This window comes from Paenibacillus sp. ATY16, from assembly GCF_003399985.2.
Lineage (GTDB): Bacteria > Bacillota > Bacilli > Paenibacillales > Paenibacillaceae > Pristimantibacillus > Pristimantibacillus glycanilyticus.
Map to the genome: position 1 here is coordinate 270,036 of NZ_NMOK02000033.1, position 26,828 is coordinate 296,863.

At 53.1% G+C, this 26,828-nt stretch carries 29 protein-coding genes; 23 read left to right on the forward strand and 6 right to left on the reverse strand.

Annotated elements, in window-relative coordinates:
- Positions 1-24 precede the first annotated feature (24 nt).
- Both CFI03_RS19880 and CFI03_RS19885 read left to right on the forward strand, forming a co-directional pair.
- Positions 25-669: a PDDEXK family nuclease gene (locus tag CFI03_RS19880; RefSeq protein ID WP_248758884.1), complete on the forward strand. Its 645-nt coding sequence runs from the start codon at positions 25-27 to the stop codon at positions 667-669.
- A gap of 260 nt (positions 670-929) precedes the next feature.
- On the forward strand, positions 930-1,751 hold the full coding sequence (locus CFI03_RS19885; protein WP_201008386.1) for a squalene/phytoene synthase family protein: 822 nt from the start codon (positions 930-932) through the stop codon (positions 1,749-1,751).
- Between the two features lie 160 nt (positions 1,752-1,911).
- On the opposite strand, the gene CFI03_RS19890 is transcribed toward CFI03_RS19885, so the two are convergent.
- The gene (locus CFI03_RS19890; protein WP_248758886.1) at positions 1,912-2,625 is read right to left on the reverse strand and encodes an SDR family oxidoreductase; all 714 of its coding nucleotides are present in this window, start codon (positions 2,623-2,625) and stop codon (positions 1,912-1,914) included.
- 153 nt (positions 2,626-2,778) lie between these two features.
- Entirely contained in the window at positions 2,779-3,120 is a 342-nt protein-coding gene (locus CFI03_RS19895; RefSeq protein WP_015846935.1) for a winged helix-turn-helix transcriptional regulator, read from the reverse strand.
- 149 nt (positions 3,121-3,269) lie between these two features.
- On the opposite strand from CFI03_RS19895, the gene CFI03_RS19900 reads away from it, so the two are divergent.
- The 5 genes from CFI03_RS19900 to CFI03_RS19920 all read left to right on the forward strand — a co-directional run bounded on the left by CFI03_RS19900 (position 3,270) and on the right by CFI03_RS19920 (position 6,120).
- A complete protein-coding gene (locus tag CFI03_RS19900; protein ID WP_248758888.1) occupies positions 3,270-3,533 on the forward strand; it encodes a hypothetical protein in 264 nt (87 codons plus the stop codon).
- A 99-nt stretch (positions 3,534-3,632) separates the two neighbouring features.
- Positions 3,633-4,097, forward strand: coding sequence for a heme-degrading domain-containing protein (locus CFI03_RS19905; protein WP_248758889.1), 465 nt, complete (start codon positions 3,633-3,635; stop codon positions 4,095-4,097).
- Between the two features lie 96 nt (positions 4,098-4,193).
- Positions 4,194-4,895, forward strand: coding sequence for an HAD family hydrolase (locus CFI03_RS19910; protein ID WP_248758890.1), 702 nt, complete (start codon positions 4,194-4,196; stop codon positions 4,893-4,895).
- A gap of 23 nt (positions 4,896-4,918) precedes the next feature.
- Positions 4,919-5,389, forward strand: a complete 471-nt coding sequence (locus CFI03_RS19915; protein WP_248758891.1) for an MEKHLA domain-containing protein — start codon at positions 4,919-4,921, stop codon at positions 5,387-5,389.
- Between the two features lie 122 nt (positions 5,390-5,511).
- The gene (locus CFI03_RS19920; RefSeq protein WP_248758896.1) at positions 5,512-6,120 is read left to right on the forward strand and encodes a polysaccharide deacetylase family protein; all 609 of its coding nucleotides are present in this window, start codon (positions 5,512-5,514) and stop codon (positions 6,118-6,120) included.
- Between the two features lie 151 nt (positions 6,121-6,271).
- Here CFI03_RS19920 and CFI03_RS19925 read toward each other — a convergent pair whose 3' ends face one another.
- The gene (locus CFI03_RS19925) at positions 6,272-6,910 is read right to left on the reverse strand and encodes a M15 family metallopeptidase (RefSeq protein WP_248758898.1); all 639 of its coding nucleotides are present in this window, start codon (positions 6,908-6,910) and stop codon (positions 6,272-6,274) included.
- A 736-nt stretch (positions 6,911-7,646) separates the two neighbouring features.
- Between CFI03_RS19925 and CFI03_RS19930 the strand changes: the two genes are divergently transcribed.
- The gene (locus CFI03_RS19930) at positions 7,647-9,263 is read left to right on the forward strand and encodes an S-layer homology domain-containing protein (protein WP_248758900.1); all 1,617 of its coding nucleotides are present in this window, start codon (positions 7,647-7,649) and stop codon (positions 9,261-9,263) included.
- Positions 9,264-9,358: 95 nt separating this feature from the next.
- On the opposite strand, the gene CFI03_RS19935 is transcribed toward CFI03_RS19930, so the two are convergent.
- Positions 9,359-10,006, reverse strand: coding sequence for a TetR/AcrR family transcriptional regulator (locus CFI03_RS19935; protein WP_248758901.1), 648 nt, complete (start codon positions 10,004-10,006; stop codon positions 9,359-9,361).
- 164 nt (positions 10,007-10,170) lie between these two features.
- Here CFI03_RS19935 and CFI03_RS19940 point away from each other — a divergent pair, with 164 nt between their 5' ends.
- The 13 genes from CFI03_RS19940 to thrC all read left to right on the forward strand — a co-directional run bounded on the left by CFI03_RS19940 (position 10,171) and on the right by thrC (position 23,710).
- Positions 10,171-10,923 (forward strand): SDR family NAD(P)-dependent oxidoreductase, encoded by a 753-nt coding sequence (locus CFI03_RS19940; RefSeq protein WP_248758902.1) that lies wholly within the window; start codon positions 10,171-10,173, stop codon positions 10,921-10,923.
- A 181-nt stretch (positions 10,924-11,104) separates the two neighbouring features.
- Positions 11,105-12,568: an aminotransferase-like domain-containing protein gene (locus CFI03_RS19945; protein WP_248758903.1), complete on the forward strand. Its 1,464-nt coding sequence runs from the start codon at positions 11,105-11,107 to the stop codon at positions 12,566-12,568.
- A gap of 105 nt (positions 12,569-12,673) precedes the next feature.
- Positions 12,674-13,582, forward strand: a complete 909-nt coding sequence (locus CFI03_RS19950; protein ID WP_248758937.1) for a D-alanine--D-alanine ligase — start codon at positions 12,674-12,676, stop codon at positions 13,580-13,582.
- Positions 13,583-13,604: 22 nt separating this feature from the next.
- Positions 13,605-14,774, forward strand: coding sequence for an aminotransferase class I/II-fold pyridoxal phosphate-dependent enzyme (locus CFI03_RS19955; RefSeq protein WP_248758905.1), 1,170 nt, complete (start codon positions 13,605-13,607; stop codon positions 14,772-14,774).
- A gap of 669 nt (positions 14,775-15,443) precedes the next feature.
- Positions 15,444-16,334 carry a DUF72 domain-containing protein gene (locus tag CFI03_RS19960; protein ID WP_248758907.1) on the forward strand — a complete coding sequence of 297 codons (891 nt, stop codon included), beginning with the start codon at positions 15,444-15,446 and terminating at the stop codon, positions 16,332-16,334.
- Between the two features lie 39 nt (positions 16,335-16,373).
- Positions 16,374-17,003: a DUF2306 domain-containing protein gene (locus CFI03_RS19965; RefSeq protein WP_248758908.1), complete on the forward strand. Its 630-nt coding sequence runs from the start codon at positions 16,374-16,376 to the stop codon at positions 17,001-17,003.
- 80 nt (positions 17,004-17,083) lie between these two features.
- The gene (locus CFI03_RS19970; protein WP_481857698.1) at positions 17,084-17,635 is read left to right on the forward strand and encodes an RNA polymerase sigma factor; all 552 of its coding nucleotides are present in this window, start codon (positions 17,084-17,086) and stop codon (positions 17,633-17,635) included.
- Positions 17,628-18,746: a hypothetical protein gene (locus CFI03_RS19975; RefSeq protein ID WP_248758914.1), complete on the forward strand. Its 1,119-nt coding sequence runs from the start codon at positions 17,628-17,630 to the stop codon at positions 18,744-18,746. The genes CFI03_RS19970 and CFI03_RS19975 overlap by 8 nt, the downstream gene beginning before the upstream one ends.
- Before the next feature lie 24 nt (positions 18,747-18,770).
- On the forward strand, positions 18,771-19,853 hold the full coding sequence (locus tag CFI03_RS19980; RefSeq protein ID WP_248758915.1) for a PQQ-dependent sugar dehydrogenase: 1,083 nt from the start codon (positions 18,771-18,773) through the stop codon (positions 19,851-19,853).
- 105 nt (positions 19,854-19,958) lie between these two features.
- Positions 19,959-20,393: an SRPBCC family protein gene (locus CFI03_RS19985; RefSeq protein ID WP_201008329.1), complete on the forward strand. Its 435-nt coding sequence runs from the start codon at positions 19,959-19,961 to the stop codon at positions 20,391-20,393.
- Positions 20,377-20,769, forward strand: coding sequence for an ArsR/SmtB family transcription factor (locus CFI03_RS19990; protein ID WP_015846915.1), 393 nt, complete (start codon positions 20,377-20,379; stop codon positions 20,767-20,769). Before CFI03_RS19985 ends, CFI03_RS19990 begins: the two co-directional genes overlap by 17 nt.
- Before the next feature lie 361 nt (positions 20,770-21,130).
- Entirely contained in the window at positions 21,131-22,198 is a 1,068-nt protein-coding gene (locus CFI03_RS19995) for an undecaprenyldiphospho-muramoylpentapeptide beta-N-acetylglucosaminyltransferase (protein WP_349292489.1), read from the forward strand.
- 111 nt (positions 22,199-22,309) lie between these two features.
- Positions 22,310-23,710 carry a threonine synthase gene (thrC, locus tag CFI03_RS20000; protein ID WP_248758917.1) on the forward strand — a complete coding sequence of 467 codons (1,401 nt, stop codon included), beginning with the start codon at positions 22,310-22,312 and terminating at the stop codon, positions 23,708-23,710.
- Between the two features lie 97 nt (positions 23,711-23,807).
- Here thrC and CFI03_RS20005 read toward each other — a convergent pair whose 3' ends face one another.
- Both CFI03_RS20005 and CFI03_RS20010 read right to left on the reverse strand, forming a co-directional pair.
- Entirely contained in the window at positions 23,808-24,317 is a 510-nt protein-coding gene (locus CFI03_RS20005) for a methylated-DNA--[protein]-cysteine S-methyltransferase (protein ID WP_248758918.1), read from the reverse strand.
- Positions 24,314-24,883, reverse strand: coding sequence for a bifunctional transcriptional activator/DNA repair enzyme AdaA (locus CFI03_RS20010; RefSeq protein WP_248758920.1), 570 nt, complete (start codon positions 24,881-24,883; stop codon positions 24,314-24,316). Before CFI03_RS20010 ends, CFI03_RS20005 begins: the two co-directional genes overlap by 4 nt.
- 157 nt (positions 24,884-25,040) lie before the next feature.
- Here CFI03_RS20010 and CFI03_RS20015 point away from each other — a divergent pair, with 157 nt between their 5' ends.
- Together CFI03_RS20015 and CFI03_RS20020 are read left to right on the forward strand one after the other, a co-directional pair.
- On the forward strand, positions 25,041-25,949 hold the full coding sequence (locus CFI03_RS20015) for a DNA-3-methyladenine glycosylase family protein (protein ID WP_283094617.1): 909 nt from the start codon (positions 25,041-25,043) through the stop codon (positions 25,947-25,949).
- An 18-nt stretch (positions 25,950-25,967) separates the two neighbouring features.
- Complete coding sequence (locus CFI03_RS20020) at positions 25,968-26,714, forward strand: SDR family NAD(P)-dependent oxidoreductase (RefSeq protein WP_248758923.1); 747 nt, start codon at positions 25,968-25,970, stop codon at positions 26,712-26,714.
- Positions 26,715-26,828 lie beyond the last annotated feature (114 nt).

Sequence of the window (26,828 nt, forward strand, 5' to 3'; positions counted from 1 at the left end):
TTTTATTTTCTGGGGAGGATTTGTATGTTCGAGGCTTTTTACAAGGAGTGGCTGGCAGAGCAGCTGAAGGCAGGCAGCAGTGAGAGACAAAGGAAGCTTAAAGAGCATGGATACGCGGAGAAGTTATTCTTGGAGCAAGTGTGGTGGCCGGCAACCGGACGGACGGAGTATTTGCATGGCGAGTATGAGGTGAGCGATTTTAAGGATGGGGTTAGATTTCTGGACTTCGCTTACCTTCGTCATCCGCATAAGATAGCTATCGAGATTGACGGTTATGGACCGCATTGCCGGGATATCGACCGCCGGGGCTTCGCTGACCGCTTGCAAAGGCAGAATCATTTGGTGCTGGATGGCTGGACCGTGCTGCGTTTCTCGTTCGACGACGTGAAGGAACGTCCGAGACAATGCCAGCAGTTGCTACAGCAGCTGCTAGGGAAGCTGTACAGTCAGGAAGCAGGCCAGGAGATTACGCTGCATCAAAGGGAGATTATGCGGATTGTATCTTATCAACTAGATCCTGTATCGCCGGTGGAGGTGAGTAAGGCATTGGGGATTAGCACGCAGTTTGCGCGGAAGCTTATGCTGGATCTGGTAGATAAGCAGTATTTGATGTCAGCCTCCCATGGCGAACGTGTGCGTTATTATCGCCTTGGGAAGCGTAAGGCTTGAGCGTTAGAGCAAGCGGCGGGTCTTAACGATGTGCGGCATCGTTAAGGCTGTCGCGACAGCCGCAAACAAGGAGCTTAACGATACAGCAGATCGCTAAGCTCCCCCTCGGAGGAGTGCATCGCCTCTGAGGAGCCTCTGACCGACCATGATCAGCCCGTTTTAGCCTTCATATAGGTCGAATTGGGTCGAAAATTTTACTTTTGGTGAAATGTTAAAGTATGATGGATACATAAGAAGTTTTCGTGAGATTTTACCGTGGTATGGAGGGAATTCCCATTACGAACATGATGTTGAACGATGCAATGACGATGCTCAAGCTGACAAGCCGGACCTTTTACATTCCCATAAGCAAGCTGATACCGGAGTTGAAAGAAGCCGTGTCGTCCGCCTACCTGTGCATGAGAGCAATTGACGAGGTAGAAGACGACGAGAAGCTGCCGGCTCCGATCAAAAAAGAACTGCTGCTTGGAGCAGCGCAAGCGATGAAATCGCAAAATATCGAGGAATCGCTCCATCAAGTGTGGCAGCCTTACCGGGATAAGCTTCCCGAAGTTACGGTGAGGATGTCCGAATGGGCGCAGCTGTGTCCGGCAGGCATTGCGCCTACCGTATACAACTACATTACGATGATGGCTGAGCAGATGGCGGATTGGGTTGGAACCTCGTGGAATATCCGCACGGAAGAGGATCTGGACAAGTACACCTACAGCGTTGCCGGGATGGTAGGCGAAATGCTGTCCGATATCTGGCGCTGGTATGACGGAACGGAGACCGACCGCGTAAAAGCGGTTGCATTCGGCCGCGGCTTGCAAGCGGTTAACATTATGCGCAACCGGTCGGAGGATATGGAACGCGGCGTTGACTTCTTCCCGGATGGCTGGGACCTGAAGGACATGCTGCGTTACACCCGGCGCAATCTGAAGCTGGCAGATGAATATCTCGCGGATTTGAAAAAAGGTCCCGCGCGCACCTTCTGCCAAATCCCGTTGTCCCTTGCCCATGCAACCGTTAACCTGATTGCCGTCGGCGGCAATAAACTGACGCGGGACGCCGTGCTGAAGATCGTCAGCAAAATCAAGTAACTCCATACAAAAGAAAGTGCCCCACAGCACGGTGCTGTGGGGCTAAGTATTTATATTATTAAAAGGGGGGTTGAGTTCTATTATAGGCAATGTTCATTAAAGAAAGATGAACGTTACATTTCGAGTATGTTACAAATTTTAACCAAACAATTCCAATCGCTTAGATGAGCCTATGCCCGCCGTCCACATGCTGGACGGTACCGGTAACAAACGAGTTTTGGATCAGATAAAGCACGCATAACGCAACATCCGAAGCTGAGCCAATCCGCTTGGCGGGAAGCTTTCCGGCCACGGTATGATACAGCTGATTTCGCGCCTCCTCCGGCATTTTGCTTCGGGAAGGAGTGTCGATAATACCGGGAGAGACCACGTTGACCCTAATCGGGGCCAGCTCAAGCGCAAGCGTCTGTCCCAGGTTCGAGACAGCTGCGTTGACCGCGCCTAGAGTAGCTGAACCGGCCATCGCTTTATAAGCGACAACACCTGAAAATAAGGTAATGGACCCTCCGTCGGCAAGCTTAGCCGCACCGTATTTGGCCGCATAGTATTGTCCCCAGAATTTATTCTCGAACAGCTCGCGGGAACGGGCCGATTCGGTCTGAAGAAAAGGGCCGCCCGAGGTTTCGGCCGCGCTTACTACAAGATGATTCAGATTCCCAACCTTCTCGAAAAAGAGCTTCACTTGCTCCTCATCGGTTGTATCCAGCACATAAGCGGATGCGGCGGGACCCAATTGGTTGGCAGCCGCCTGAAGCTTAATCTCCGAACGGCTTGCAATAATCACTTCCGCTCCTTGCTCGATAACCTGCCGTGCCGTCTCCAGTCCTATCCCCGAGCTTCCCCCGATAATGGCGATTCTTTGATTGTGCAGCATGTTTTTATTCCTCCCAATTTGAATGGATGAGCGCTTCGCTCTTGCAATGAGCACAGCATAACGCCATTAATTCCGTTTGGGAAGTAGTGTTATTTTATTCATATAGTTACCGGAAAGTAAGTATTGTGCGGGGACGAGGCTAACGGGTTTATTTTATTTTTCAGCCAGTGTAAGGCCAAACCGTTTCAATTCGATAAAAATCCCCTCCAGCTGCCTGCCCCTCTCCGTTAACGTATACTCCACCCTAGGCGGCACCTCCGGATATACCTTACGCCCGATAATCCCTTTTGCTTCGAGCTCTTTCAGTCTGAGCGACAATGTCTTGGGGCTGATGCCTTCCATTCCTTTCAGCAGATCGCTGAAGCGTAACGTTCCCTCGATCAGGAGATCGCGGATAATAAGGAAGGTCCATTTGGTTCCTATGACGTCCAGCGCGGCTTCAATCGGACAAGGCTCGCCTGGTGTTCCTTTGTTTAATGCAACAGGTTCAATCACGTAGTCTCCATCCTTCCCTTGGCAAACTCTGTCTATTGCTCTCATAGTAGCATAATCGATCGCTCCGGAGGAGTAGATGTCCAAGCCGAATCGAGGGACGCGCATACGATAAAAGGCAGGTAATCTAGCAGCGAAAGGAGAGAGTCGGGATGGCAGCAAGGGGGAAAGGCAACCGGGAAAACCAGGTATATTCAAACCGGGTCGTACGTTCGGAGTTCGATAAGAATTGGAGAAGTGTTATTACGGGAAGCGGGTATTTCGTCTATATTGCGAAGAGAAACAATGCCCAAGTCACGGTTTTGCTTACAACGGGCGCGGAAAAACTCATTACTTTCAACAAAGGCGGCAAGGTATTCGTAGGCTCCGCTGGCGTCAGTCATTATACAAAGCCGCATTGGGTGAAAAACCTATAGCGGACTAACCTCTTGGAGCCTGAGCGTTGCGGTTTCCAAGGGGTTATTTTTATAGTAAGATGGGTTTGTTAGGATTCGGATGCAGGGAGAGATAGAGTCATGAACGATTTGATGAAGACATTGCTTGCACAGGAAGAGGAGCTTCAATTCGATTCCTTCACCAGTGAGGACGCGCTGCAATTAGGCAATATCGTGGTACAGCATGCGAAGGATGCAATCGGCAAAGGGATTGCCGTACATATCGAGAACGATGAGCATCCGCTGTATACCCACTACATGGCGGGTACTTCGAAGGACAATATTTATTGGGTGAATACGAAGAAAAATGTTGTGAACCATTTTGGCCACAGCTCTTTATATGTTGGCGAGATGTTCCGTGACCAAGGGACAACGTTCCCGGAAAGCTCGGGCTTGCCGCTGTCCGACTATCAAGGCGAAGGCGGATCGTTCCCGATTATCGTCCGCGGCCAAGGCAAAGTCGGCACGATTACCGTATCCGGTCTGACCGGCGAAGAAGACCATCAAGCGGCGGTAGACGGCATCCGCAAGTTTTTGAAGAAGTAGCAGGGCGGTACTATGAATAGACACCTCCGTTTAATCGTCCCGATTAGGTATGGAGGTGTTTTTATGTTTGCCTGCGGTTGAAAGGAGATAGTCCGGATGAGGGCGAAAGCTATTTTTCTTGATTTTTACGGGACGCTGGTGCATGAAGACGACGATATTTTACCGCCGATTTACGATCAGATCCGGGCAAGCATGGAGACCTCTAGCGAGACTGGCGAGATTGGTCAATATTGGTGGAAAACGCTGTCGGGCTTGTTTGATGCCAGCTTCGGCGATCGGTTTAAGCCACAGCGGGAGCTGGGGCTTCTGTCTCTTGCCGAGACGCTGGCGCATTTCGGGTCGGATTGTTCGGCGGAGCAGCTGATCCGCGGGCAGTTTGATCACTGGATGAAGCCGGAATTGTATGAGGACACCCTGCCTTTTCTCTCGACCTTCAGCCATCTTCCGATTTATATTTTATCCAATATCGATACGGCGGATATTGCGGCAGCGGCAATGTTTCATGGGATAAAAGTAACGGACATCATTACCAGCGAGGATGTACGGGCTTATAAGCCGCGTCCGGAATTGTTCCTTGAGGGCATGAAGCGCTGCGGTCTAAAGCCTTCGGAGATTGTGCATATCGGTGACTCCTATAGCAGTGATGTTATCGGAGCAGGCAGGCTTGGGATTCAGACGATCTGGCTGAATCGGCTCCATAAACGGCAGCCGCAAGGGCCTGAGCCGGATTATGTTTGTCACGATTTAAAAGCGGCTGAAAGATGGCTGCTGCAGAGTAAGGAAGACGTAGCGAGATAATAAGCAGTTGCAGGAGGATCAAGATGGACAAGCCGCTGACTGGCGTGGGTGCAACTTACGAGCATAGCAAGCTGCTCGCGGACAGCTACCGGAGATGGACGGGGCAGGAGTTGGTGCCCGTTGAGAATAGCAGGGAGAAAGGGCTGGAGGAGCTGCTGTTTACGGCTCCGAGAGTGATTTTGTCGCATGGGACGGAAAGCGATCCGGTGCTGAATTACGGCAACCGCATGGCACTGGAGCTGTGGGAGATGACGTGGGAACAGCTTACGAGCACGCCTTCGCGGCTCACGGCAGAGCCGATGGAACGGGCTGAACGGGACCGGTTTTTTACGCAGGTGACGGCAAACGGTTATGTCGATAACTATACCGGTATCCGGATCTCCAGATCGGGACGGAGGTTCTATATCGTTAACGCTACGGTGTGGAATCTGGTGGATGAGCAGGGGATTTACAGAGGACAGGCGGCGACCTTCCTGGATTATAAGTACTTGTAGGGTTCTCTGCGCTGCAACCTTTAATTGTTAAGGCTTGTCCCGTTATTTATCTAGTTACAAGCTGCTGGCGAGAGATTTATACTAGGAAGAGATTAGCTGACAGGAGATGAGTCTAAGTCGTTATGTTAATTCAATCCGTTAATACGTCCAGCAAGGCTGTTGCTTTTACGTTTGATGATGGACCCAATCCGGTGTACACGCCGGAGCTGCTGGAGATTTTCGCTGAAGCCGGGGGAAAAGCAACCTTCTACATGATCGGCGAGCAAATCGCTGCTCATCCGGAGGTAGCGAGGCTTGTCCATGAGCAGGGGCATGAGATCGGCAACCATTCGTATACGCATCCCAATATGACCGAGCTGTCGGATGAGGAATTGGAAAGCGAGCTCTCGCGTACAGAGGAGCTTATCAAGCAAGTTACGGGAACGCGGGCTGCAACGATGCGTCTGCCTTACCTGGCAGGGGATGAGAGAGTGCAGGCGATTCTTGAACGCGAGGGATATCCGTCTATTGGCGCTTTGAACATGGATGCGAAGGATTGGGATATGCCGGGCGTTGACCATATCCTCGAAACGACGCGCAGGGAAGTGCGCAATGGCAGCATCTTGATCTTCCACGACGGATTTGGCGACCGTTCGCAGTCGGTGGAAGCGGTGCGCGTGCTGACGAAGGAGCTGACGGCGAGCGGGTACCGGCTGGTAACCGTAAGCGAGCTGCTTCGCTTGGCCGAGTAGAACGGCCCGGGAAGCTTAACGATGCCGGACATCGTTAAGGCGGTTAAAAGGGCATAAGCCGGGAGGCTTAACGATGCTCGACATCGTTAAGCACATAAAAAGTCATGGCCCTCCCGCTGATTGTTCAGCGGGAGGGCCATGACTTTTCTATTTATTCGGTTGCAGGAGGACGTTTGCCGTTCTGCAGATCTTTTATCGAGTAGCCAAAGTCCATTTGAAGGTGGGGATAATCCTTGAAGCTTGTCCAGTCTCCGCCCCAGGCAAAGCCAAGCTTTTTGGCTGCCGAGACGACCTCCATCCAGTCGGACTTGCCGTTGCCGTTGCCGTCGTATTCCATATCCCAGATCACATCGCCATCCGGCTTAACAAGCGCGAAATCGACCGCGAGGCCGTAGTTATGGTAAGATGCGCCGCCTTTGACATTGGTGACCACTTGCCCGGGTTCGGACCGGCCTTTCTTGTAAAGGGCGTTCTGTTCTTCGCTTGAGCGGAAATCGTCGGTGATCATAATTTTGATACCCAGCTTGCCGGTCTGGGCAACAAGCTCATCTGCCTTCTCGGCAACAATCGGGTGAAGGCCGGCTATTTCCGTGCTTTTTGCCGGTGCCTGCTCCCGGGCAGGCGCGGGATGATCCTGAACGGATTGGATCCATCGCCAGCCCATCACGATAATCGCAACCAATACGAGCGAGGTCATAACCCGGCTTCGCTTCTGCTTCTGTTCCGGCCTGACATACGGCTGACCTATTCGGCCAACGGTCGTATTTTGCCGTGCCAAAGGTTCGGGCATTTCTTAACTTCTCCTCTCCAGCTGTCCTTTTCTCTCTCTTAATCTATGAATCTCTCTATTAGCATGCGCAATTATGTAAGCTCCTAAACACTCGGATTGTCTCATTGTAGCACAGTTCGACATTCGCTGGCCCCCGTCCGGGGTAGGGGAATGCGGCAGCCCGGGCATGTCCCGCCGGGTTTTCAACGGGCTTCCAAATTGATAAGGGGCATGTACAAAAGGGAGCCGCGATAGAAGTTCTCTCATAGGCACCCGGCATAAGGCCTGTTCCGTTCGTTAAGCCACTTCCTTCGCAAAACGCACAAAAGGCCCATCGAAATGGGCCTTTTGCTTACGGATTAAGCTTCGTATGCTGCCGGGATGATTCGTGCAGATAAGCTAGGGATTAATAAAATTTACCAAAGCCACAACCGCAAATAATGATCACCAACAGTATAAAAAGCACCAGGATGAAACCTGTAGAGTTAACACCACCAACGTAACCGGACATTCTACATGCACCTCCTTACGTCTTGAGTACTCTATAACTTATGACGGTTTGCTCCAAGGTGCGTGGGTGTTTGTTCCTGGGGCATTTGACCAATTATAAATGCAGCCCGATGACGCTTGTACCGGAAGTACGGCTGCACCGCCACCAAAAGCCGATTGCCATTTTCTTGCCGATGAACCCTCGCCTGAACTTTGTTACCATTAGAGAATCATGATCTAATCTATTATTCTTTAGGGGGACATTCTCTTGTTTACTGGCAAGTTTAAGAGATGGGTCGCGGGAGCTGCAGCATTGTCCTGCCTAATGGGAATCGTTCCAACCGTTGATGCAGCCAGCACGGACAAGCTGCCTTTTGACGATATTGCGGGCAGCTTTGCCAAGGACTCTATCATTCGCTTATACGACAAACAGATATTATCGGGTACTTCCGCTAGAACCTTTTCGCCCAAAAAACCCGTTACCCGGGCGGAATTCATTACGATTCTGGACCGCGTACTCGGGATTAAAACCGTTCACGGCGAGATCAATCCGTTTAAGGATATGAAGGCAAAAGACTGGTACTACGACGCGGTTACGGCTGCCGTCCAGATTGGCCTGGTGGATGGGACAAGCGCTCATACCTTCGAGCCGTCGAAGCCCGTGACAAGGCAGGAAGCGGCAATAATGCTAATTCGGGCATTCAAGCAATCCGGCGTATCCGGCGATACCTCGTATTTCGCCGACGCTGACAAGATCGCGGATTGGGCGGATAGGGCAGTTGGCGCGGCGCTTGAGCTTAACCTGATGGCCGGAGACGCTAAAGGTAATTTCAATCCCGCAGAAGGGATGACCAGACAGGAAACAGCCGCTGTCATCGACCGTGCTCTGCAAAATGCAAAGTGGGCTTCCGCCCTTGCGAAATCGCAGTCCTCAACCCGCATCCAGCTTGGCTGGCAATACGGCCAGACGGCGGCCCAATACGAGCAGTCCGTTCTCCAAGCAAACGTTACGAGTTTATCCCCGCGCTGGTATTTCTTCGATCCGGCCGGAGCTGTGGCAGACTATACGGATCAGTCCCTCGTGAGCTGGGCAAGTAAAAACAAAAGACAAATTTGGGCGATGGTCGGCAACCGCTCGAATCAGGAAGTGACGCATCAGAATTTGTCCAATGCGACGTACCGCGGTAAAGTGGTCGATCAGCTTGCGGGCTATGTGCAGAAGTACGGACTGAAAGGACTGAACATTGATTTCGAAAATGTCGCTCCCGCCGACCGTGCTTATATGACCGCTTTTGTCAGCGAGCTTAGCGCGAAGCTGCATAAGGTTGGCGCCGTCGTCTCTGTATGCGTATCGCCTGACCTTGGCAGCGACTGGACGGAAGGCTTCGATTATAAGGCGCTTGGCGCCTCGGCCGACTACATGGTGTTGATGGCTTACGACGAGCATTGGAGCACCAGTCCAATTGCGGGCTCAGTCGCCTCGCTGCCTTATGTGGATTATGCCATTGCCAAGATCCTGGAGGAAGTGCCCGCAAACAAGGTCATTCTGGCGCTGCCTTATTACAATCAAGAATGGGTCACGGATAAGACCGGTAAGGTAACGGCAACAGAATTGACGCTTATTGAGCAAAATAACATCGTCCGCAACCGTTCGCTGCTCCCGGCATGGGATGCATCGGTTTCGCAATATACCGCCTCGTATCAGCTTAACGGCCTTAAGCATCAGTTCTGGATCGAGGATGGACGTTCGCTTGCCGCCAAATATAAAAAGGCTATGGATTATAACCTGGCCGGCCTTGCCTATTGGTTCATGGGAGGAGCCAGCACCGATATTTACACCAGTCTAAGCAATGCCGAAAGGTTCTATGGGTTAAATTTTAATTAGCTTATGGATTCATGCTCTTATTTATTTACTCGATTAACAATAAAAGAACGCTTCCCGTACCATGCGGGGAGCGTTCTTTTTGTTCTGGCGCGATTTCATGATGAGTTCTTTACGTATTCCAGGAACATCCCTTTAAGGATGAGCAACTGCGGCCTGGATTCGAGATCCGATTCAAAGAGCAGAATGTTGTTCTGCAGCGACAGCTGCCGCGAAAAATGGCCAAAGCTGTTCATGATCGTCGTAAGCGTCTCTTTGATCTGCAGATCCTGGCGGATCGAGCGATCCTCGATGCCAGATTGTACAATAGCCGCGAAATGCAACGAGATCCGCCGATGCAGGGCTACAAACGTCTCCATGTCCTCGACCGGCTCCTGGGAATGGGCAGCGTAGCTGTCGAAGTCGACCATAAATTTGGCGCTAGCGCGGTTATGCTCCTCGATAAGGAAGTCGAATAGCCGTTCCAGCTTGTCCAGACAAGACAGCGGCAGAGCGGCGGTTGCCATAAAGGCGTCATGAATCGGCTGCAGCAGCTTGGTTGCCACCGCAACGATCAGCTTTTCCTTCTTCGGAAAATACCGAAACAGCGTAGCGATGCCGATATTGGCCGCGTCCGCGATATGCTGCATGGTGGTTTTCTCGATGCCCCGGCGGATAAACTCTTGCTCGGCCGCCTCTAGAATCGCCAGCAGCCTCTGCTGTTTGCCGTCGCTCCGTTCTTTCTCGTACCGTTCTTTTGCATCCATTTGTCGTTACCTTTCATTGGCTAAGCAGCCATCAATTATATGGGTATTATAACGATGCCAACTCCTTCTAGGCAAGAAGCATTGCGCCTTGCCGAACATGGTGATATAGTTTATATCATAGTGATATACACACTATCATTTTATTATTCGGGGAGAGATGATCCATGAGTCGTCTAGCAGATAAAGTAGCTATTATTACAGGCGCGGGAAGCGGCATGGGCCGGGAGGAAGCATTATTGTTCGCCCGCGAAGGCGCGAAGGTGGTTGCAACCGATATTAATGAGGCAGCGGTGCTTGCCGTCGTGAAGGAGATTGAGGCGGAAGGCGGCGCAGCAACGGCAATCGCGCACAATGTTGCGTCCGAGGAGCAGTGGATGAGCGTTGTCGCGGCGGCGATAGAGGCTTATGGCCGAATCGATATTCTCGTTAACAATGCGGGTATTTCGTTTGCGGTCGGCATGCTGGATACCACGGTCGAACAATGGGATAAGGTCATGAATATTAACCTATCGAGCGTGTTTCTCGGGATGAAGCACGTCGTGCCTCATATGCAGGAAAATAACGGCGGTTCGATTGTAAACATCTCGTCGATTGCCGGCATTACCGGGAGCCAAGGCGCTGGCGCTTATACGGCATCGAAGGGCGCTGTCCGCATGCTGAGCAAGGCTGCCGCCGTTGATTACGGCAAGGACAATATCCGCGTCAACTCCGTGCACCCGGGCTTTATCGAGACGCCAATGAGCAAGGAGTTCGTGGGCAACGAGCAAATGCTCGCCTGGTTCCTGTCCCAGACCGCATTGCCGCGCGTAGGACAAGCGGTTGAGGTTGCGAAGGCGGTCCTGTTCCTCGCGTCGGATGACGCATCGTACCTGACCGGCATCGAATTGCCTGTCGACGGCGGCGTGACGGCGAAGTAAAAGAACGGAAATGATAGCGGGCTTACATTTCTCCCGCGAAGCTTGTCTAAGAACCACGCTGAAGGCGAATAACGCCCGGCGTGGTTCTTTTGCTTGAAGCTATTTTGTGCCATGATATGATTATGCTTACGGAGCAAGACGCTGAAAGGCGGCAGCAATTCATTTGTTCGGAGGTGACGGGGTGTATTCTGATATTCAATTCGCAAGCGACCGGCCGGTATCGATGCAGGTCAAGGATTATATGAAACGGCTGATGATTACAGGCGCGCTGCAGGCGAATCAGAAGCTCCCGTCGACGCGAGAGTTAAGCCTCTTGATGAATGTTGGCCGCAACACTATCGTGACCGCTTATGCGGATCTGGTGGATGAAGGATTCATATACGCCGTAAAAGGCAAAGGCAACTTCGTCGCGCAATCGGCGGGCGGCGTTGCGGCGGAAGAGGGCACCGGCAAGCAGCTGGACTGGAGCGAGAGGATCAATGATCTGGCCCGCGCGGCGGAAGAGCATGATCTGATGAAGCATGGCATCCGCGCGAAGCGGGGGGCTATTTCTTTTACGAGCATCGCTCCGGATGAAAAGCTCTTCGATCTGCAAAACGTGAAGCGCGCATTCCTCGACCGGATGTCGCTGGAAGGCAACATTATCCTGAATTACGGCTACGCCAAAGGGTATAAGCCCCTGATCGATTTCCTGATGCGTTACATGGAGAACAAAGGCGTCGATCTGGCCGGCAAGGATATGCTCATTACGAACGGTTTTACGGAAGGGTTCGACCTTGTCCTGTCGGCGCTTGGGAAGCGCAGCGGACACGCGTTATGCGAGAACCCGACTCATCATACCGCAATTAAAAATTTAAAGATGCACCAATTCGCCATTACGGGCGTAGATATGGAGCCTGACGGCATTAGCCTAGAACAGCTGGAAGGGAAGCTTGGCGGGCAGGAATTCGACCTCGCTTATCTTGTTCCTTCGTACCATAATCCGACGGGGATCGTGATGTCCCACGAGAAACGGGCGGAAACGGTGCGGATGCTGAACGACCGCCGGATTCCGATTATCGAGGACGGCTTTAATGAAGAGCTTCGTTATTCAGGCGCTCATGTGGCCCCTCTGCTCGCTTACGGCGGCAACCGCAATAACGGAACGATTTATTTGGGCAGCTTCTCCAAAATTCTGTTCCCCGGCCTGCGCGTCGGATGGATTCTGGCGGATAAGGAGCTGATCGACTATCTGGAAAGCGTCAAACGCGCGCGCACCATTCATACGTCGACTCTTGATCAATCGCTACTCTATCAATATCTTCATAATGGCAACTTCGAGAAATATCTGAAGCGTGCGAAGGCGGAATACAAGCGCAAATACGAACTGGCCGTGGAGAGCTGCAAGACGTATCTGCCGCTGGAAAGGCTGTCAGGCGACGGCGGGCTTCATTTGTTTGTCGAATTCGGAGAGAGCTTCTCCACTAGGGAGCTGCTGCAGGCCTGCACGGAGCAGGGCGTACTGTTTACGCCCGGCGATATTTTCTACACGGACGGCGGCGGCCGCCATGCGATGCGGCTCGGCTTCTCCCGCGTCTCCGACGAGAATATCGTCATAGGGATCCAAAGGATCGGGGACGCTGCGAAAGCTATGCTCGGGAAGTGATTTGCAGGGAGCAAAGCATATGCTTTCGAAGTAATTTTGCTCGTGAATTTAATATTTGAATCATTCTGTACTCACAACATTTTCAGGAGGCTTATTAACAACATGATGAAAATCGGCGTTATTATGGGCGGCATTTCGTCCGAGAGAGAAATTTCTTTATTGACGGGGCAAGAAATGATCGCGAATCTGGATCGCGGCAAATACGAAGTTGTGCCGATCGAGATTAACACGAAACGCGACTTGATCGATAAAACGGCCGGTATCGACTTCGCGCTGCTCGCTCTTCACGGCAAATACGGCGAAGACGGTACGGTGCAAGGCACGCTGGAATCGCTTGGCATTCCTTACTCGGGCTGCGGCGTGTTGTCGAGCAGCGTAAGCATGGATAAAGAGCTGGCTAAAAAGCTGATCCGCTTTGACGGCATCCTGACAGCCGATTGGATTAACGTCGCCAGCATGGAGGAGCTTGCCGCGGCAAACGTGGAGCGCCTTGGCCTGCCGGTTGTCGTGAAGCCGAATTCGGGCGGCTCGAGCATTGCTACGCGTCTGGTCAAAACGCAGGAGGAAATCGCGGAAGCGGTAGCCGAAGCGTTGAAGTGGGATGACTCCGTTATGATCGAGCAGTTCGTGGGCGGGGAAGAAATCACATGCGCCGTCCTGAACGGCAAGCTGCTTCCAATCGTATCGATTAAAGCCAACTCGGAGTTCTTCGATTTCGACTCCAAGTACCAGGATGGCGGAGCGACGGAAGAAGTGATCGAATTGCCGGCCGACGTGCAGGCCCGCGTCGAAGCGTCCGCGCTTGGCTGCTACAAGTCGCTGAAGTGCAGCGTGTATGCGCGTATCGATATGATTATCGCAAACGGTGTTCCGTACGTTCTGGAAGCGAACACGCTGCCGGGTCTGACGAAGAACAGCTTGCTGCCTAAGGCGGCTAAAGCGGCTGGCATCAAGTTCAGTGAGCTGCTTGACTACATCATCGATTATTCTCTAGAGGAACGTAAAGAGAAATAATCGGCCAGGGAGAGGATTAACCATGTTGACGACGAGCACATGGGTGACGCCGCTAGTCCGCGATTTGCCGCCATCGGGCATTCGCAAGTTTTTTAACGCGGCTGAGGGAAACAAGGAAATCATATCGCTAGGGGTTGGTGAACCCGACTTCGCAACGCCTAAGGCGGCCAGAGAGGCCTGTATCCGGGCGCTCGAGCGGGGCCGGACGATGTATACGCCTAACGAAGGCCTTATGGAGCTTCGGGAGGAGATTGCAGCGTACTTGGACAAAAGCTTTGGAGTCCGCTACGAACCGGCCAAGGAAGTGCTGGTCACGGTAGGCGGCAGCGAAGCGATTGACCTGGCGATGCGGGCTCTTCTTGAGCCCGGCGATGAAATGATTATTCCGGTTCCCGGTTACATTGCTTACGCGCCGATCTGCAAGCTGAACGGAGGGGTGCCGGTTGAACTGGAGATGACGGCCGCCCAGTCGTTCAAGCTTACGGCAGATGCGCTCAGGCAGGCGATAACTCCCCGTTCCAAGGTGCTCTTCGTCAACTTCCCCAGCAATCCGACCGGAGCGGTTATGTCCTACGAGGATTGGCTGCCGATTACGAAGCTTGTGGAAGAGCATAACCTCATCGTATTGTCCGATGAGATCTATGCGGAGCTGACTTACGAAGGCAAGCATGTCAGCTTCGCGTCCCTGCCGGGGATGAAGGAGCGGACGGTGGTCATCAGCGGCTTCTCCAAAGCTTTTGCCATGACGGGAATGCGGGTCGGCTACGCTTGCGGCGGTCAGGAGCTGATCGCGGCGATGACCAAGATCCATCAATATACCGCCCTCTGCGCGCCGATTGTTGGCCAGGTTGCCGCGATCGAATGCCTGCGCAGCTGCATGGAGGATAAGGACGAGATGGTAGAGGCGTTTAACCAGCGGCGGCGGATGTTCGTGAAAGGCTTAAGCGAGCTGGGGCTCGCTTGCCGGGATCCGCAAGGCGCGTTCTACGCTTTCCCGTCCATTGCTGCAACCGGGCTCAGCTCGGAGCAGTTCGCTACGCGGCTCCTTCAGCAAGCGAAGGTAGCCGCAGTGCCCGGCTCCGTATTCGGCCGGGGCGGCGAGGGCTTTATCCGCTGCTCGTATGCTTCCTCGACATCGAACCTGTCGGAGGCGTTGGAGCGCATCGGCCGCTGGATGCGGACGGCGATGTAAAGTGTAGCCTTGGGGCTGTCTCTTGAGCGGCAGGCTGGCAATAGGCGAGCCTGCCGCTTTTGCGTAGCTGCTTAGGTGCACGACGATGCTGCAAGGGGATGCAGTATACTGGACTGGAAATGGGTATACCCTGTGTCGGGCGTGTATGCTGCACGAAATGCAGCCATATACGCCCGATATGACGCTCCGGTGGTGCACCGTATCATCGCATGCGTCTGAGCTGGCGTCTCGAGACGCCATATGCCTCGCAGAATGCAGAATGCAAGCCATTGTAAGCCCAGAGTGCCATATCCTGCACAGAATGCAGCATATACGTCCGATATGGCGCTCTGGAGTACCGTATGTTGCACAAAATGCAGTATATTGGTCTCGCTGGGGCTTATTTAGGCGGTTTCGGATGGGATATCCTGCATATTGTGCAGGATATCCCGGACCTTCGGGCGAGCATGCGGCAATATACTGCAAATCGTGCAATATGAGCCTGGCTGCCGACGTATGCAGCCGCAAATCTATGCGCACTAGTAAACAGGTTATTTCGACGAATCAGTCCGCTCGGGTTGGTAAGCCGGAATAACCTGTTTTTGCGTCTATAGCAGCGGTTATTTGCAGAATACGGAGCAGGTATGATAGGTTGGAGAAACATAGTTTAGTTGGAGAGCTGGTGATTCTATGCCTATCCATATCGGGCTTGCGGGCTGGGGAGACCAGGACGCGCTGTACGGCCCAAACGTAAAAGCAAAAGACCGTTTGAAGGAATACGCGAAGCATTTCCCGCTGGTCGAGGTGGACAGCAGCTTCTATGCGATACAGCCTCCGGAGAGGTTCGCCAAGTGGACGGAGGAGACGCCGGAGTCGCTGCATTTTATCGTCAAGGCGTATCAAGGTATGACCGGACATCAGCGTGGTCCTGCGGCAGCGGCTGCTGCGAATGATCCGGACAGCACGTTTGCGGCCTTTTGCGACTCGATTATGCCGGTGATGGAAGCGGGGCGCCTCAGAGCGGCTTTGTTCCAGTACCCGCCTTGGTTCGACTGTACCCGGGACAACGTACGTGTTCTGCGGGAAACGAAGCGCCGGATGGAAGGGATCCCCGTCGCTCTCGAGTTCCGTCATCAAAGCTGGTTCACCGAGGAGTACCGGCAGCGTACGCTGGACTTCATGCGCCGGGAGGGCTGGGTGCACAGCGTATGCGACGAGCCGCAGGCGGGTCTAGGGTCGATACCAACCGTGCTCGAAGCGACGGATGAAGCCATGACGGTTGTCCGGTTCCACGGCCGTAACGCCAGCGGCTGGAACCAGGGCGGAGCGCCGAACTGGCGGGATGTCCGGTATTTGTATCGCTACAATTCGGACGAGCTGCGGCAATGGGCGGAATACCTTCAACAGCTGCAGCAGCAAAGCGAGCATATTTGCGTGATCTTTAACAATAACTCCGGCGGCGATGCGGCGGATAACGCGAAGCAGATGATGGCGCTGCTCGGACAATTGAGGCCGGACGGCCGGGATCCGCTGGAGCCGCGCGAGGAACCGCCGCAATATGAGCAGCTTGATCTTTTTTAACCAACTTACCTAAAGAGAAAGCATGAAAGAGGCAGTCCCTTGAAAAATAGAAGAACGCTGTATATCCTCACGATTGCCGTATCTATCGGATTTATCGGATATACGACCTTTACGAATTTTATCTACGATCCCGAAGCGAGCCGCTTCCTGCGACATAAGACCGGATTGAAACATGTGTCGCTATGGTTAACTGTTATGGATGTGCACATTGTGGCGGCTTGCGCGGCCATGATTGCCGGACTTATTAACTTCTCCAAACGGATAAGAGAGCGCAGCGCCGAGCTGCATCGAATACTCGGCTATACTTACGTGCTGGCTGTGGCCATTGTTGATCTGAGCTCCGGTTATATGGCTCCGTCCTCTACGGGCGGAAGAGTCAACAGTATTGCGTTTAATTTTATCAACATGATTTGGCTTGTTATCACCGTAATTGCGGTTGTGAAAATCCGTAAAGGAAAAGCGGCGGAGCACCGCAAATGGATGATTCGAAGCTATGTATTCGTATTCACCAATTTGTTCACCCACCTGATCACGGCAGCCCTGCATAACGGTATCGGGGTGGATTATACGCTGAGCTATACGATCGCCATTTACAGTACGATTGTGCTGCTGCTTTTGCTCGCGGAGCTTGTGATCAGGCAGCTAAAAACAGACCCGGAAAGGCCATGAAGCTGGCTGGACCGGGTCTGTTTGTTTTTTTCGCGCGGAATGAAACTAATCCTCCCGCTGCGTTGTCTAATGTCTGAGAGGTGAAAAATTTGGAAAATAGCTATTGGAGTTATATAGACCGCATGGATGCCTCCGGACTAAGAGAGCTGATGGATACGTACGGCCAGGATGTATGGAATCTGGCTTATATCATTACGCGAAGGCATGATCTGGCCGACGATATTGCGCAGGACGTGTTTCTGAAGGTCTATCAGACCATCGGCTCGTTCCGCGGAGCTTCCTCGATCCGAACCTGGCTGCTCGCGATGACAAGGAATACGGCAATTAATTATAAAAGAACGGCCTTTATGCGCCGGGTGCTGCTTGTCGGCAGAAGTGCTGCCCAAGACGGGGAAAGTCCGTCTGCGGAGCAGGAAGCTTTAAGGCTGGCGTTCACGTCCGAGCTATGGAATGCCGTTCTGGAGCTGCCCGTTAAGCTGCGGGAGGTGCTTGTCCTCCATGCGAAATACGAGCTGACGACAAAGGAAATCGCTGACGCGCTGGGCCTGCCGGAGGGGACGGTCAAAACGAGGCTGTCGAGGGCGCGCAAGCGGATGAGCAGCAGTTGGAAGGGGAGTGCCGCGTATGAATGAGAAGCAGCCGGAATGGTATCGTGAGTTGCGGCGGGGACCGCATGTCCAGCCGACTTTTACGAGGGAGAAGAAGGAAGCGATTGTGCGCCAGGCGGATGCGCTCGACCGTGGGGAGAAGAGGAGAAGGCGCGGGAGGTTTCGTTTATCGTGGGCTGCCGTGTCTTTTGTTGTAATAGCCGTGATTGTTGCCGTTGCGTTCCGGGAGGACGTTGGAGCACCTGGAGGAAACGGGGGAAAAGGGTTGGCGCCTGATTCGAGTTCGACAGTGACGCCGTCGCCGGATGCTTCGCCAAGTTCTACTCCAATACCAAAGGGGCAATTTTTCGTTATCCCGTCCAGGCAGGACGGTTATCTCAAGGATGCCTTGCCGTTCTCGACGGAAGAGGTTAAGAAGATTTGGGTGAAGGAAACGCTGATACCTCAAGACCGTATGTATGTTATTCTGCAAAATCTAAATGGGCTTGAGATGACGAAAGCAGCTTCGGCTGATAAGACGTTAAGCGAGGAGAGCTTAATCCGTTTCGAAACGGCTGATTCGGTGTACAGAATCCCGTACGATGTGAACACAAACGAGTATCTTTTAGGCGGACGCCGTTATTATGCGGATGATCAGGTTATGCTGCTGATGCATGGCATTCTGCAGCCGGATTCGAAGCTGGCGCAGCTTGACCGGATGTTCGAGCAGGCTCGGCTGGAAATGGAGAGCCACGAAGGCGGGATTGACGATAGCTTCTCTTATAAAGGAGAAAGGCTGACCGTAGCCAACAAATCTTATAACGAGTGGGAGCAGCTGCTGCTGCTTAGAAGCAGCGTCCAGCCGACTCAACTCGGACATTATTATGAGGATGCCGTTCAGGCAGTAGGCACTGTGGCCGAATATAGCGACGGGGTTATGCAGCTCAATCGGAGTATCGTGTTTCTGGACAGCAATCATGCGACACAGGATGGTCTTGCCGTCGGCATGTCGAAGGAAGAGGTTATGCAGAAGCTTGGCAAGCCGAATTTGCAGCTGGATTCCAAGTGGAGCTACAAAATCGGCGACTATTTGAAATTCCATCTTTATTTTGACCACAATAAGATTAAGTACATCGAGCTCAGTCAACCTCTGTAACTTACGGGATGAGGAGAGATGGGGATGAGAAAAAGGATTCTAACCGCTGTTGTTGTAACGATCGGCGCGCTTTTGCTGGCCTCTTGCGAGGGCGGCAAATCATCGGTCAAAACAGGCGGTGCGCAGGTATCGGGGGAGCGGACTCCCTACAAAGTTGTGGCCGAGAAGCTGCAGGCACCGTGGGTAATCGCTTTTGACGGCGATGCGATCTATGTCAGCGAGAGGGACGGCAATGTCGTACGGGTTGCCGAAGGCAAGTCGACGAGAATGCCGGTCCATTTCAATAAGAACGTGCATGCCCAAGGGGAAGGCGGTTTTCTGGGATTTGTGCTTGCTCCGGATTTTCAGGCATCGAAGGAGGCTTTTGCTTACCATACGTATGAGGAAAACGGGAAAATCTTAAACCGAATTATTGTGCTTAAGCTGGAGAAGGATGCCTGGGTAGAATCGAGGGCGCTGCTTGAAGGCATTCCGGGTTCGTTTAATCATGACGGCGGCCGGATGGCGATTGGGCCGGACGGTTTGCTGTACGTGACCACCGGAGATGCCGGTCAGGAAGAATTGGCACTGGATAAGAACAGTCTCGCCGGCAAAATCCTCCGGATGAAGCTGGACGGTTCGATTCCGCCTGGCAATCCTTTTCCGGATTCCTATGTGTACTCCTACGGGCACCGGAATCCGCAAGGTCTTGCGTGGAGCAGCTCGGGCATGCTGTTTGCCGCGGAGCACGGCCCGTCGGGTAATCCCGGCGGACATGACGAGATTAACAGTATCGTACCAGGCGGCAATTACGGCTGGCCGGTTGTGATTGGAGGGCAGCACCGGGAGGGCATGATTGACCCGGTCTATCATACGGGCGAGGATACGATTGCTCCTTCGGGCATAGCGATGGAATCGGGCAATAATCTGCTGGTGGCCACCCTTCGGGGAGAGAAGCTCCTGAGGTACAATACGCTGACGAAAAAGATGTCGGTTGTGCTTCAGAATGAAGGCAGGCTGCGGGATGTGCGCGTTCATAACGGCGATATTTATGTCATAACGAATAATACGGATGGAAGAGGGATACCATCTGATAAGGATGACCGGCTGCTGCTTTTGGCGAAATAAGGTTGTTGACAGGAAACCATTTGGTTTCCTATAATGAAAAACGAAACCATATGGTTTCCTAATTAGTGATGACGACATGTTATTAAATAATCGGAGGTATGAATCATGAGTAACGGAGTTAATACATTGCCTGACGTACGTCAGACGGTTCAAGTAAATGCACCTATTGAAAAGGTATGGAACGCGGTATCCACGAGAGAAGGAGTCTCGGCCTGGTTTATGGCTCCAAGCGAAAGCTTTAAGCCGGAGGTAGGCAACGAATTCCATCTGGAAGCCGGCCAGTTCGGCCAGTCTCCTTGCAAAGTAACGGAGGTTGATCCTCCGAACCGTCTGACCTTCAACTGGGGCAAGGACTGGACGCTGACCTTTGAATTGAAGGAGCTGGAAGGCGGTAAAACCGAATTTACGCTGATTCACGGCGGCTGGGATGCGGACAAGGTTACCGAGTTCAACCAACCGCATCCGCAAGTACGCGAGCATATGGCCGGCGGTTGGGCTGGCATCGTGAAGAAGTTTGCAAGCTATGTCGAAGGACAATAATCTCGCTTCCGAGCCCAAGCATGACGTCTTCCAAGCGATTGCCGATCCAACCCGCCGCAGCCTGCTGCAGCTGTTAGTCGATCAGGAAATGCCGGTCAACGTCATTAGCGCCCATTATTCCATGAGCCGGACCGCCGTATCGAAGCATCTGCGCGTGCTGGCGGAAGCGGGCCTTGTGAAGGAGCGCAAGGTAGGGCGCGAGACGCGATACAGGCTGGAGCCGGAACCGCTGCTCGAGCTGAAGCGCTGGCTCAGCTACTACGAACGGTTCTGGGAGAACAAGCTGCAGGCGCTCAAGCGATTTGTCGAAGAAGACATGCCGGCGGGCGAGCCGTCAGGTCCGCTTAAGGTGATTGAAGGCAAACCCCAAGAATAAAAGAATCCGCGATTGGACGAGCTTAGGCTCGTACCGGTCGCGGCTTTTTTTCGTTGCCTTGGTTGGCGGGCCTCACTATTCTTAAGGGTAGAGTGGAGCCGGTGATCCGGCACGCTTCTCAAGCTGCCGCGTTATGGAAAGTTTTCGCTCCATACTGGAAATCAACAAGCCTGCTGGCTTACAATAGACGGGATAAGTGAGCGGCTTAAGGTAGTTAGGCCGGTCGGGTGATAATTCTTTATGCTTTCGAAGCAAGAATCATCACGACAGGTGGTCGGGTGATAATTCTTTAAGGTTATGCTTTCGAAGTAAGAATCATCACGACCTTCGGTCGGGTGATAATTCTTTTTAGGAGTGAGCAATTTTGCGTAAAATCATGTTTACAGGCGGAGGATCGGCAGGGCACGTAACGGTTAACCTGGCGTTGATCCCCCATTTCATACAAGAAGGCTGGTCGGTGGACTACATAGGCTCGGAGGCTGGGATTGAGAAGCAGCTCATCGAGCCTCTTCAGAATGTGCGTTATCACGGCATCGCAACGGGCAAGCTGCGCCGTTATCTGGATTGGCAGAACGTGAAGGACCCGTTCAAGGTTATCAAAGGCGCCTTTCAGGCATATCGCATCATTAAGAAGCAAAAGCCCGACGTGCTGTTCTCGAAGGGCGGCTTCGTATCCGTTCCGGTCGTAATTGGCGCGCGGCTGAACAAGGTGCCGGTGCTCATCCACGAATCCGACTTAACCCCAGGCCTCGCGAACAAGATCGCGATTCCATTTGCGGCGGGCGTGTGCACGACCTTCCCGGAAACGCAGCAGCATTTGCCGGCAGGCAAATCGCATTACGTGGGAGCGGTTATCCGCGATCAGCTCAAAGCAGGCGACGCGGCGCGCGGCCGCAAGTTCGCCGGCTTTATTTCGAGCAAGCCGGTACTGCTCATCATGGGCGGCAGCCTTGGAGCGCGCAAGATTAACCAGGCTGTACGCGAGTCGCTGGGCAAGCTGACGGAGAAATTCCAGATCATCCACTTGTGCGGCAAAGGTCAGGTAGAGGCTTCCCTGCAGTCTCCCCAGTACAAACAGTTCGAGTACGTGAACGAGGAGCTGCCGGATCTTCTGGCGATGTCGGACGTGATCATCTCGCGTGCCGGCTCGAACTCGATCTTCGAGTTCCTGTACCTGCGCAAGCCGATGCTGCTTATTCCTCTGACGAAGGAAGCGAGCCGCGGCGACCAAATCCTCAATGCGCGTTCGTTCCAGTCGGCCGGCTTCTGCGAGGTGCTCTACGAGGAGAACATGACGCCGGAGACGCTTGTCGGCAGCGTAACCGACTTGTATGCGAACCGCGATAAATACGTGAATAACATGCAGAAAAACGACCGTCAAGATGCCTTGTCCCAGCTGATCGGCCTGATCAAGAAAACGGCGAAATAATTGCCGAAAACCCTCGAATGACCGCTATTAACCAGCAAGATTGTCTTGTGGTTACGGCGGTCTTTTTCTATAATAGGGGGAAGGTTAGGCAATAGTAGGAGGGAATTACAGATGGAATATATCAGTACTCGCGGAAATGTAGGCAAAATCGGCTTTGTCGACGCTTTCCTCATGGGTCTTGCGGACGACGGCGGACTTCTTGTGCCTTACGAAATTCCGGTTGTTTCCGCGGCTAAGCTGAAAGAATGGCAGGAGCTCAGCTATCAGGAGCTGGTGCTTGAAATTTTCTCGCTTTATACGAATGATGAAATTCCTTATGAAGATCTGAAGAAAATGGTATACGACGGCTATGCGACGTTCCGCCATCCGGAAGTTACGCCGGTTCACAAGCTGAAGGATGACCTCTATTTGCTGGAATTGTTCCATGGTCCTACTTTTGCATTCAAGGACATTGCGCTCCAGTTCATGGGCCAATTATATACGTACGTGTCCCGCAAGCAGAACAAGAAGATCCACATTCTTGGCGCTACCTCCGGCGACACCGGCGCTTCGGCAATCGAAGGCGTCAAAGGCAAGGAAGGCATCAAGATCTGCATCCTGCATCCGAACGGCAAAGTAAGCAAAGTGCAGGAGCTGCAGATGACGACGGTTCAAGAGGACAACGTTCTGAACCTGTCCGTGGAAGGCAACTTCGACGATTGCCAACGCATCATTAAAGACCTGTTCGCTGATCTGGAGTTCAAAGCGGCAAACCATCTGTGCGCGATCAACTCGATCAACTTCGTGCGCATTATGGCGCAAACGGTCTACTACTTCTATTCGTACTTCCAAGTGGCGAAACAAACGGGCAAGCAAGACGCAAAAGTGAACTTCAGCGTGCCGACGGGCAACTTTGGCGATATTTTTGCGGGTTACCTGGCGAAGCGCATGGGTCTGCCGGTTGACAAGCTTATTCTCGCTACGAACGAAAACAACATCCTTGAGCGCTTCATCAAAGAAGGCGTGTACAAGCCGGGCGATTTCCGCACGACGTACAGCCCTTCGATGGACATTCAAGTGGCAAGCAACTTCGAGCGTTACCTTTACTATGTACTGGACGAAAATCCGGAGCAAATCCGTTCCATTATGGACGGCTTCAAATCGGAAGGGCAAATCGTCGTTTCCGGCGACGCGCTCCTCAAAGTGCAGGAAGAGTTCGCTGCGCATGGCGTAGACGGCCGCGAGTGCCTGGATACGATCGCAGCTTACAATAAAGAAACCGGCTATCTGCTGGATCCTCACTCCGCATGCGGCGTAGCGGCATCGGACCAACAGGAGGCAGCAGGTTCGGTAACGATCTCGCTGGCAACGGCGCATCCGGCGAAATTCAACGAAGCGATTGAGCTTGTTGGCATTGAGCAGGAGTTCCCTGCGCAAATTCAGGCGCTCTTTAACAAGTCGCAGCGTCAAACGCAGGTGGACGGCACGCAGGAAGCGGTCGTGCAAGAAATCGTGAAGTTCTACAACGCGTAATTGACGCGAAAAAAGAGGCTGCTTCGAACAATCCGAATGTAACATTCGGTTTGCTCGGAGCAGCCTTTTTGTTGCGCCTATGTGTCGATGTTTTTTCTTAGCCGCGTTTTTGTTCCAATTCCAATAATGCCGTCTTCATCGGAAGACCTCCGCGGTAGCCGGTTATGGAGCCGGTCTTGCCCACAATCCGGTGGCAGGGCAGGACGATTAGAAGCGGGTTAGCGCCTACTGCGGCACCAACGGCCCGGGAGGCCTGCGGACGCCCGATGGTCTCGGCGAGGTCGGAATAAGCAGCCGTGCTGCCATACTGTACCGCGCTCATCGCCTGCCACACTCTTTGCTGGAAATCAGTGCCAACCAGATCAAGCGGCAGCGTAAAAACGTCGAGACTCCCTTGAAAATACTTCGTAAACTCATGCGTATAACGCTCCATTTCCGCGTCATGCCGGACCAGCTCGTAGCCGGGCAGGCGCGCTTCGGCCCATTCGGCCAGCTCCTCGAAGGAAGCTCCTTGCGAGCCGACATAACAAAGGCCGTTATCGGTCGCGGCCAAATGCAGGTTCCAATCGTCATGCTGAAGCAGGGTCCAGTATACATTTTTGCTCATGGCTGTTGTTTCGCTCCTCGGTATTGGGTTGGGGTAAGGCCGGTAACGTTCTGAAATCTAGTCGTAAAATGGGCGGCGTTCGAATAGCCAACCTGCCCCGCAATATCGGTCACGGGAAGATGCGTTGAGGCAAGCAGCTTCATCGCTTCCCGGATACGGATTTGCTGAATATAGGCCGCGGGCGTTAAGCCCGTAAGTCTTTTGAAAGTCCGCTGCAGATGATAAGGGCTCAGATGCAGCACGTCCGCAAGATGGGATAAAGTCAGCGGCTCTTGGTAGTGTGCCTCGATATAAGCGCGGGCCTGCGCTTCCCATTCCTCATCCGGCAGCTGCTGCTGGACCGGCTTGCATCGTTTGCAGGGGCGGAATCGCTCGGATAAGGCATCCCTCGATGTCTCAAAGATCCGGACATGCGAACGGTTTGGAGGCTTTGATTTGCAGGACGGCCGGCAAAAGATTCCCGTCGTGGTCACTCCGTAATACCATTGCCCATCATACGAGCTGTCATTCGACAGAACGGCAAGCCATTTGTCCTCCGGGATGACGGCCCTTTCCGTATTTCCCATTTTCGCTCACCTCCAGGTTTAGTATACCTTGATTAAGCCTCAAACCGTAAGCGGGCACGAATGAAAGCGCAAGATTACGAAAGCGGCGGAGCGATTTGGTGTGGTTCAATGAATGGAGTAGAATGTAAGAAGAATAGAGAAAAAGGGAAGGATGTCCATGACGGAATCAGTGCTGCTGCATATTGAAACGCCGGAGCCCTTCAGCTATGAAGAGACGGTCAATTATTTGCGAAGATCGGCGAACGAGCCGCTGTATCAGGTGGAAGGGGATACCGTTTACCGGCTTATTCCTTCAGGCAGCGGGGAAGAACCCGCTGCGGTTGAGATCCGGGAGTCCGGCAATGGCGGACTGCTTGTGCGGGTCATTGGCGAGGAACGGGTCAGCGAGGAACGGCAGCGGGGGATCGAAGCTTACATCCGGGAGTGGTTTGATTTCGATACGGATTTGCTACCCTTTTACGAAATGGCGGAGAAGGACCCGCTGCTGGTTCATACGATTGGACGTTTTCATGGCTTGCGAAGCGTCGGAATTTCGGATTTATTCGAGGCGTTATGCTGGGGAATTATCGGGCAGCAGATTAATCTGGCTTTTGCTTATACGCTCAAGCGGCGCTTCGTGGAGGCTTACGGGCAAAGCGTAGTGCGGGAGGGCAGGACGTTCTGGCAGTTTCCGGTTCCCGGGATTATTGCGGCGTTAAAGCCGGAAGATATGGCGTCCATGCAAATGACGGGCAAAAAATCCGAGTATCTTATCGGCGTAGCCAAGCTTATGGCTGAGGGCTCTTTAGATAAGCAAAGCCTGCTTGCGCTTGGTGATTTTGCGGCAATCGAAAAGCAGTTGACGGGAATCCGCGGCATTGGACCTTGGACGGCTAATTACGTGCTTATGCGTTGTCTGCGCTTGCCGGATGCTTTTCCGATCGCGGATGTGGGTCTTCATAATTCGATTAAAGCCTTGACGGGCAGTGAGGCGAAGCCGGCCATCAGCGAGATCAGGCGAATGGCGGAAGGCTGGAAGGGCTGGGAATCCTACGCGACCTTTTATTTATGGCGGATATTGTACTAAGAAGGGAGTCGGATAGGGATGAAATATGAAGGGAAAGTTGCTGTTATAACGGGTGCGGGCAAGGGAATCGGCGCGGCGCTGGCCGTTGCCTACGCAGCCGCGGGAGCGCGCGTTGCGGTCGTTGACCGTGACGGCGAGCTCGTGAAGCATACGGTGGACCGTATTGTTGAGGCAGGCGGTCATGCCATTGGATTTACGGTAGATATTAGCCGCCCGGAGGAGATTGAGGCTGCATTCGCGGCAATTGACGAGCAGTACGGGCGAATCGACGTGTTAATTAACAATGCGGGCTTAGGGAAGTGGAAATCGCTCTTTGACTTGAGTCTGGACGAGTGGGATTACGTACTCAACACCAACCTGCGTGGAACCTTTCTCTGCGCGAAAGAAGCGGGCAAACGCATGCGAGAGAGTGGCGGAGGCTCCATTGTAAATCTGGCCTCCACAAGGGCGCTGATGTCCGAGCCGAATTCCGAGGCGTACGCGGCTTCCAAAGGCGGCATCGTTGCATTGACGCATGCGCTGGCCGTATCCTTAGGACCGGATCATGTACAAGTCAATGCGATCAGCCCGGGCTGGATCGAGAACGGCGATTACGAGGCGCTGAGGGAGAAGGATCATTCGCAGCATCCGGCGGGGCGAGTAGGCAGACCCGATGATATTGTGCGCGCGTGCTTCTATTTGACGGATCCGGAGAATGATTTCGTAACCGGCATCAATCTCGTAGTCGACGGCGGCATGACGCGAAAAATGATCTACGAGGAGTAGTCTCGGGACTGCCGTTTCTGATTGGAGTCGGATCCTCGGCTAGCTGGCGGGCTGACGATTTCATCCACTAGAATCAACTTATTTGGTCTTCTGTCAATTAAGTAGACACTTATT

Coding starts and splice junctions, on each gene's coding strand:
- CFI03_RS19900 (WP_248758888.1), top strand. CDS start 3,270: ATGGCAGCAAGGGGGAAAGGCAACCGGGAAAACCAGGTATATTCAAAC.
- CFI03_RS19940 (WP_248758902.1), top strand. CDS start 10,171: ATGAGTCGTCTAGCAGATAAAGTAGCTATTATTACAGGCGCGGGAAGC.
- CFI03_RS19890 (WP_248758886.1), bottom strand. CDS start 2,625: ATGCTGCACAATCAAAGAATCGCCATTATCGGGGGAAGCTCGGGGATA.
- CFI03_RS20020 (WP_248758923.1), top strand. CDS start 25,968: ATGAAATATGAAGGGAAAGTTGCTGTTATAACGGGTGCGGGCAAGGGA.
- CFI03_RS19975 (WP_248758914.1), top strand. CDS start 17,628: ATGAATGAGAAGCAGCCGGAATGGTATCGTGAGTTGCGGCGGGGACCG.
- thrC (WP_248758917.1), top strand. CDS start 22,310: ATGGAATATATCAGTACTCGCGGAAATGTAGGCAAAATCGGCTTTGTC.
- CFI03_RS19935 (WP_248758901.1), bottom strand. CDS start 10,006: ATGGATGCAAAAGAACGGTACGAGAAAGAACGGAGCGACGGCAAACAG.
- CFI03_RS19980 (WP_248758915.1), top strand. CDS start 18,771: ATGAGAAAAAGGATTCTAACCGCTGTTGTTGTAACGATCGGCGCGCTT.
- CFI03_RS19885 (WP_201008386.1), top strand. CDS start 930: ATGGAGGGAATTCCCATTACGAACATGATGTTGAACGATGCAATGACG.
- CFI03_RS19915 (WP_248758891.1), top strand. CDS start 4,919: ATGGACAAGCCGCTGACTGGCGTGGGTGCAACTTACGAGCATAGCAAG.
- CFI03_RS19920 (WP_248758896.1), top strand. CDS start 5,512: ATGTTAATTCAATCCGTTAATACGTCCAGCAAGGCTGTTGCTTTTACG.
- CFI03_RS20015 (WP_283094617.1), top strand. CDS start 25,041: ATGACGGAATCAGTGCTGCTGCATATTGAAACGCCGGAGCCCTTCAGC.
- CFI03_RS19925 (WP_248758898.1), bottom strand. CDS start 6,910: ATGCCCGAACCTTTGGCACGGCAAAATACGACCGTTGGCCGAATAGGT.
- CFI03_RS19990 (WP_015846915.1), top strand. CDS start 20,377: ATGTCGAAGGACAATAATCTCGCTTCCGAGCCCAAGCATGACGTCTTC.
- CFI03_RS19905 (WP_248758889.1), top strand. CDS start 3,633: ATGAACGATTTGATGAAGACATTGCTTGCACAGGAAGAGGAGCTTCAA.
- CFI03_RS19910 (WP_248758890.1), top strand. CDS start 4,194: ATGAGGGCGAAAGCTATTTTTCTTGATTTTTACGGGACGCTGGTGCAT.
- CFI03_RS19955 (WP_248758905.1), top strand. CDS start 13,605: ATGTTGACGACGAGCACATGGGTGACGCCGCTAGTCCGCGATTTGCCG.
- CFI03_RS19985 (WP_201008329.1), top strand. CDS start 19,959: ATGAGTAACGGAGTTAATACATTGCCTGACGTACGTCAGACGGTTCAA.
- CFI03_RS19960 (WP_248758907.1), top strand. CDS start 15,444: ATGCCTATCCATATCGGGCTTGCGGGCTGGGGAGACCAGGACGCGCTG.
- CFI03_RS19950 (WP_248758937.1), top strand. CDS start 12,674: ATGAAAATCGGCGTTATTATGGGCGGCATTTCGTCCGAGAGAGAAATT.
- CFI03_RS19880 (WP_248758884.1), top strand. CDS start 25: ATGTTCGAGGCTTTTTACAAGGAGTGGCTGGCAGAGCAGCTGAAGGCA.
- CFI03_RS20010 (WP_248758920.1), bottom strand. CDS start 24,883: ATGGGAAATACGGAAAGGGCCGTCATCCCGGAGGACAAATGGCTTGCC.
- CFI03_RS20005 (WP_248758918.1), bottom strand. CDS start 24,317: ATGAGCAAAAATGTATACTGGACCCTGCTTCAGCATGACGATTGGAAC.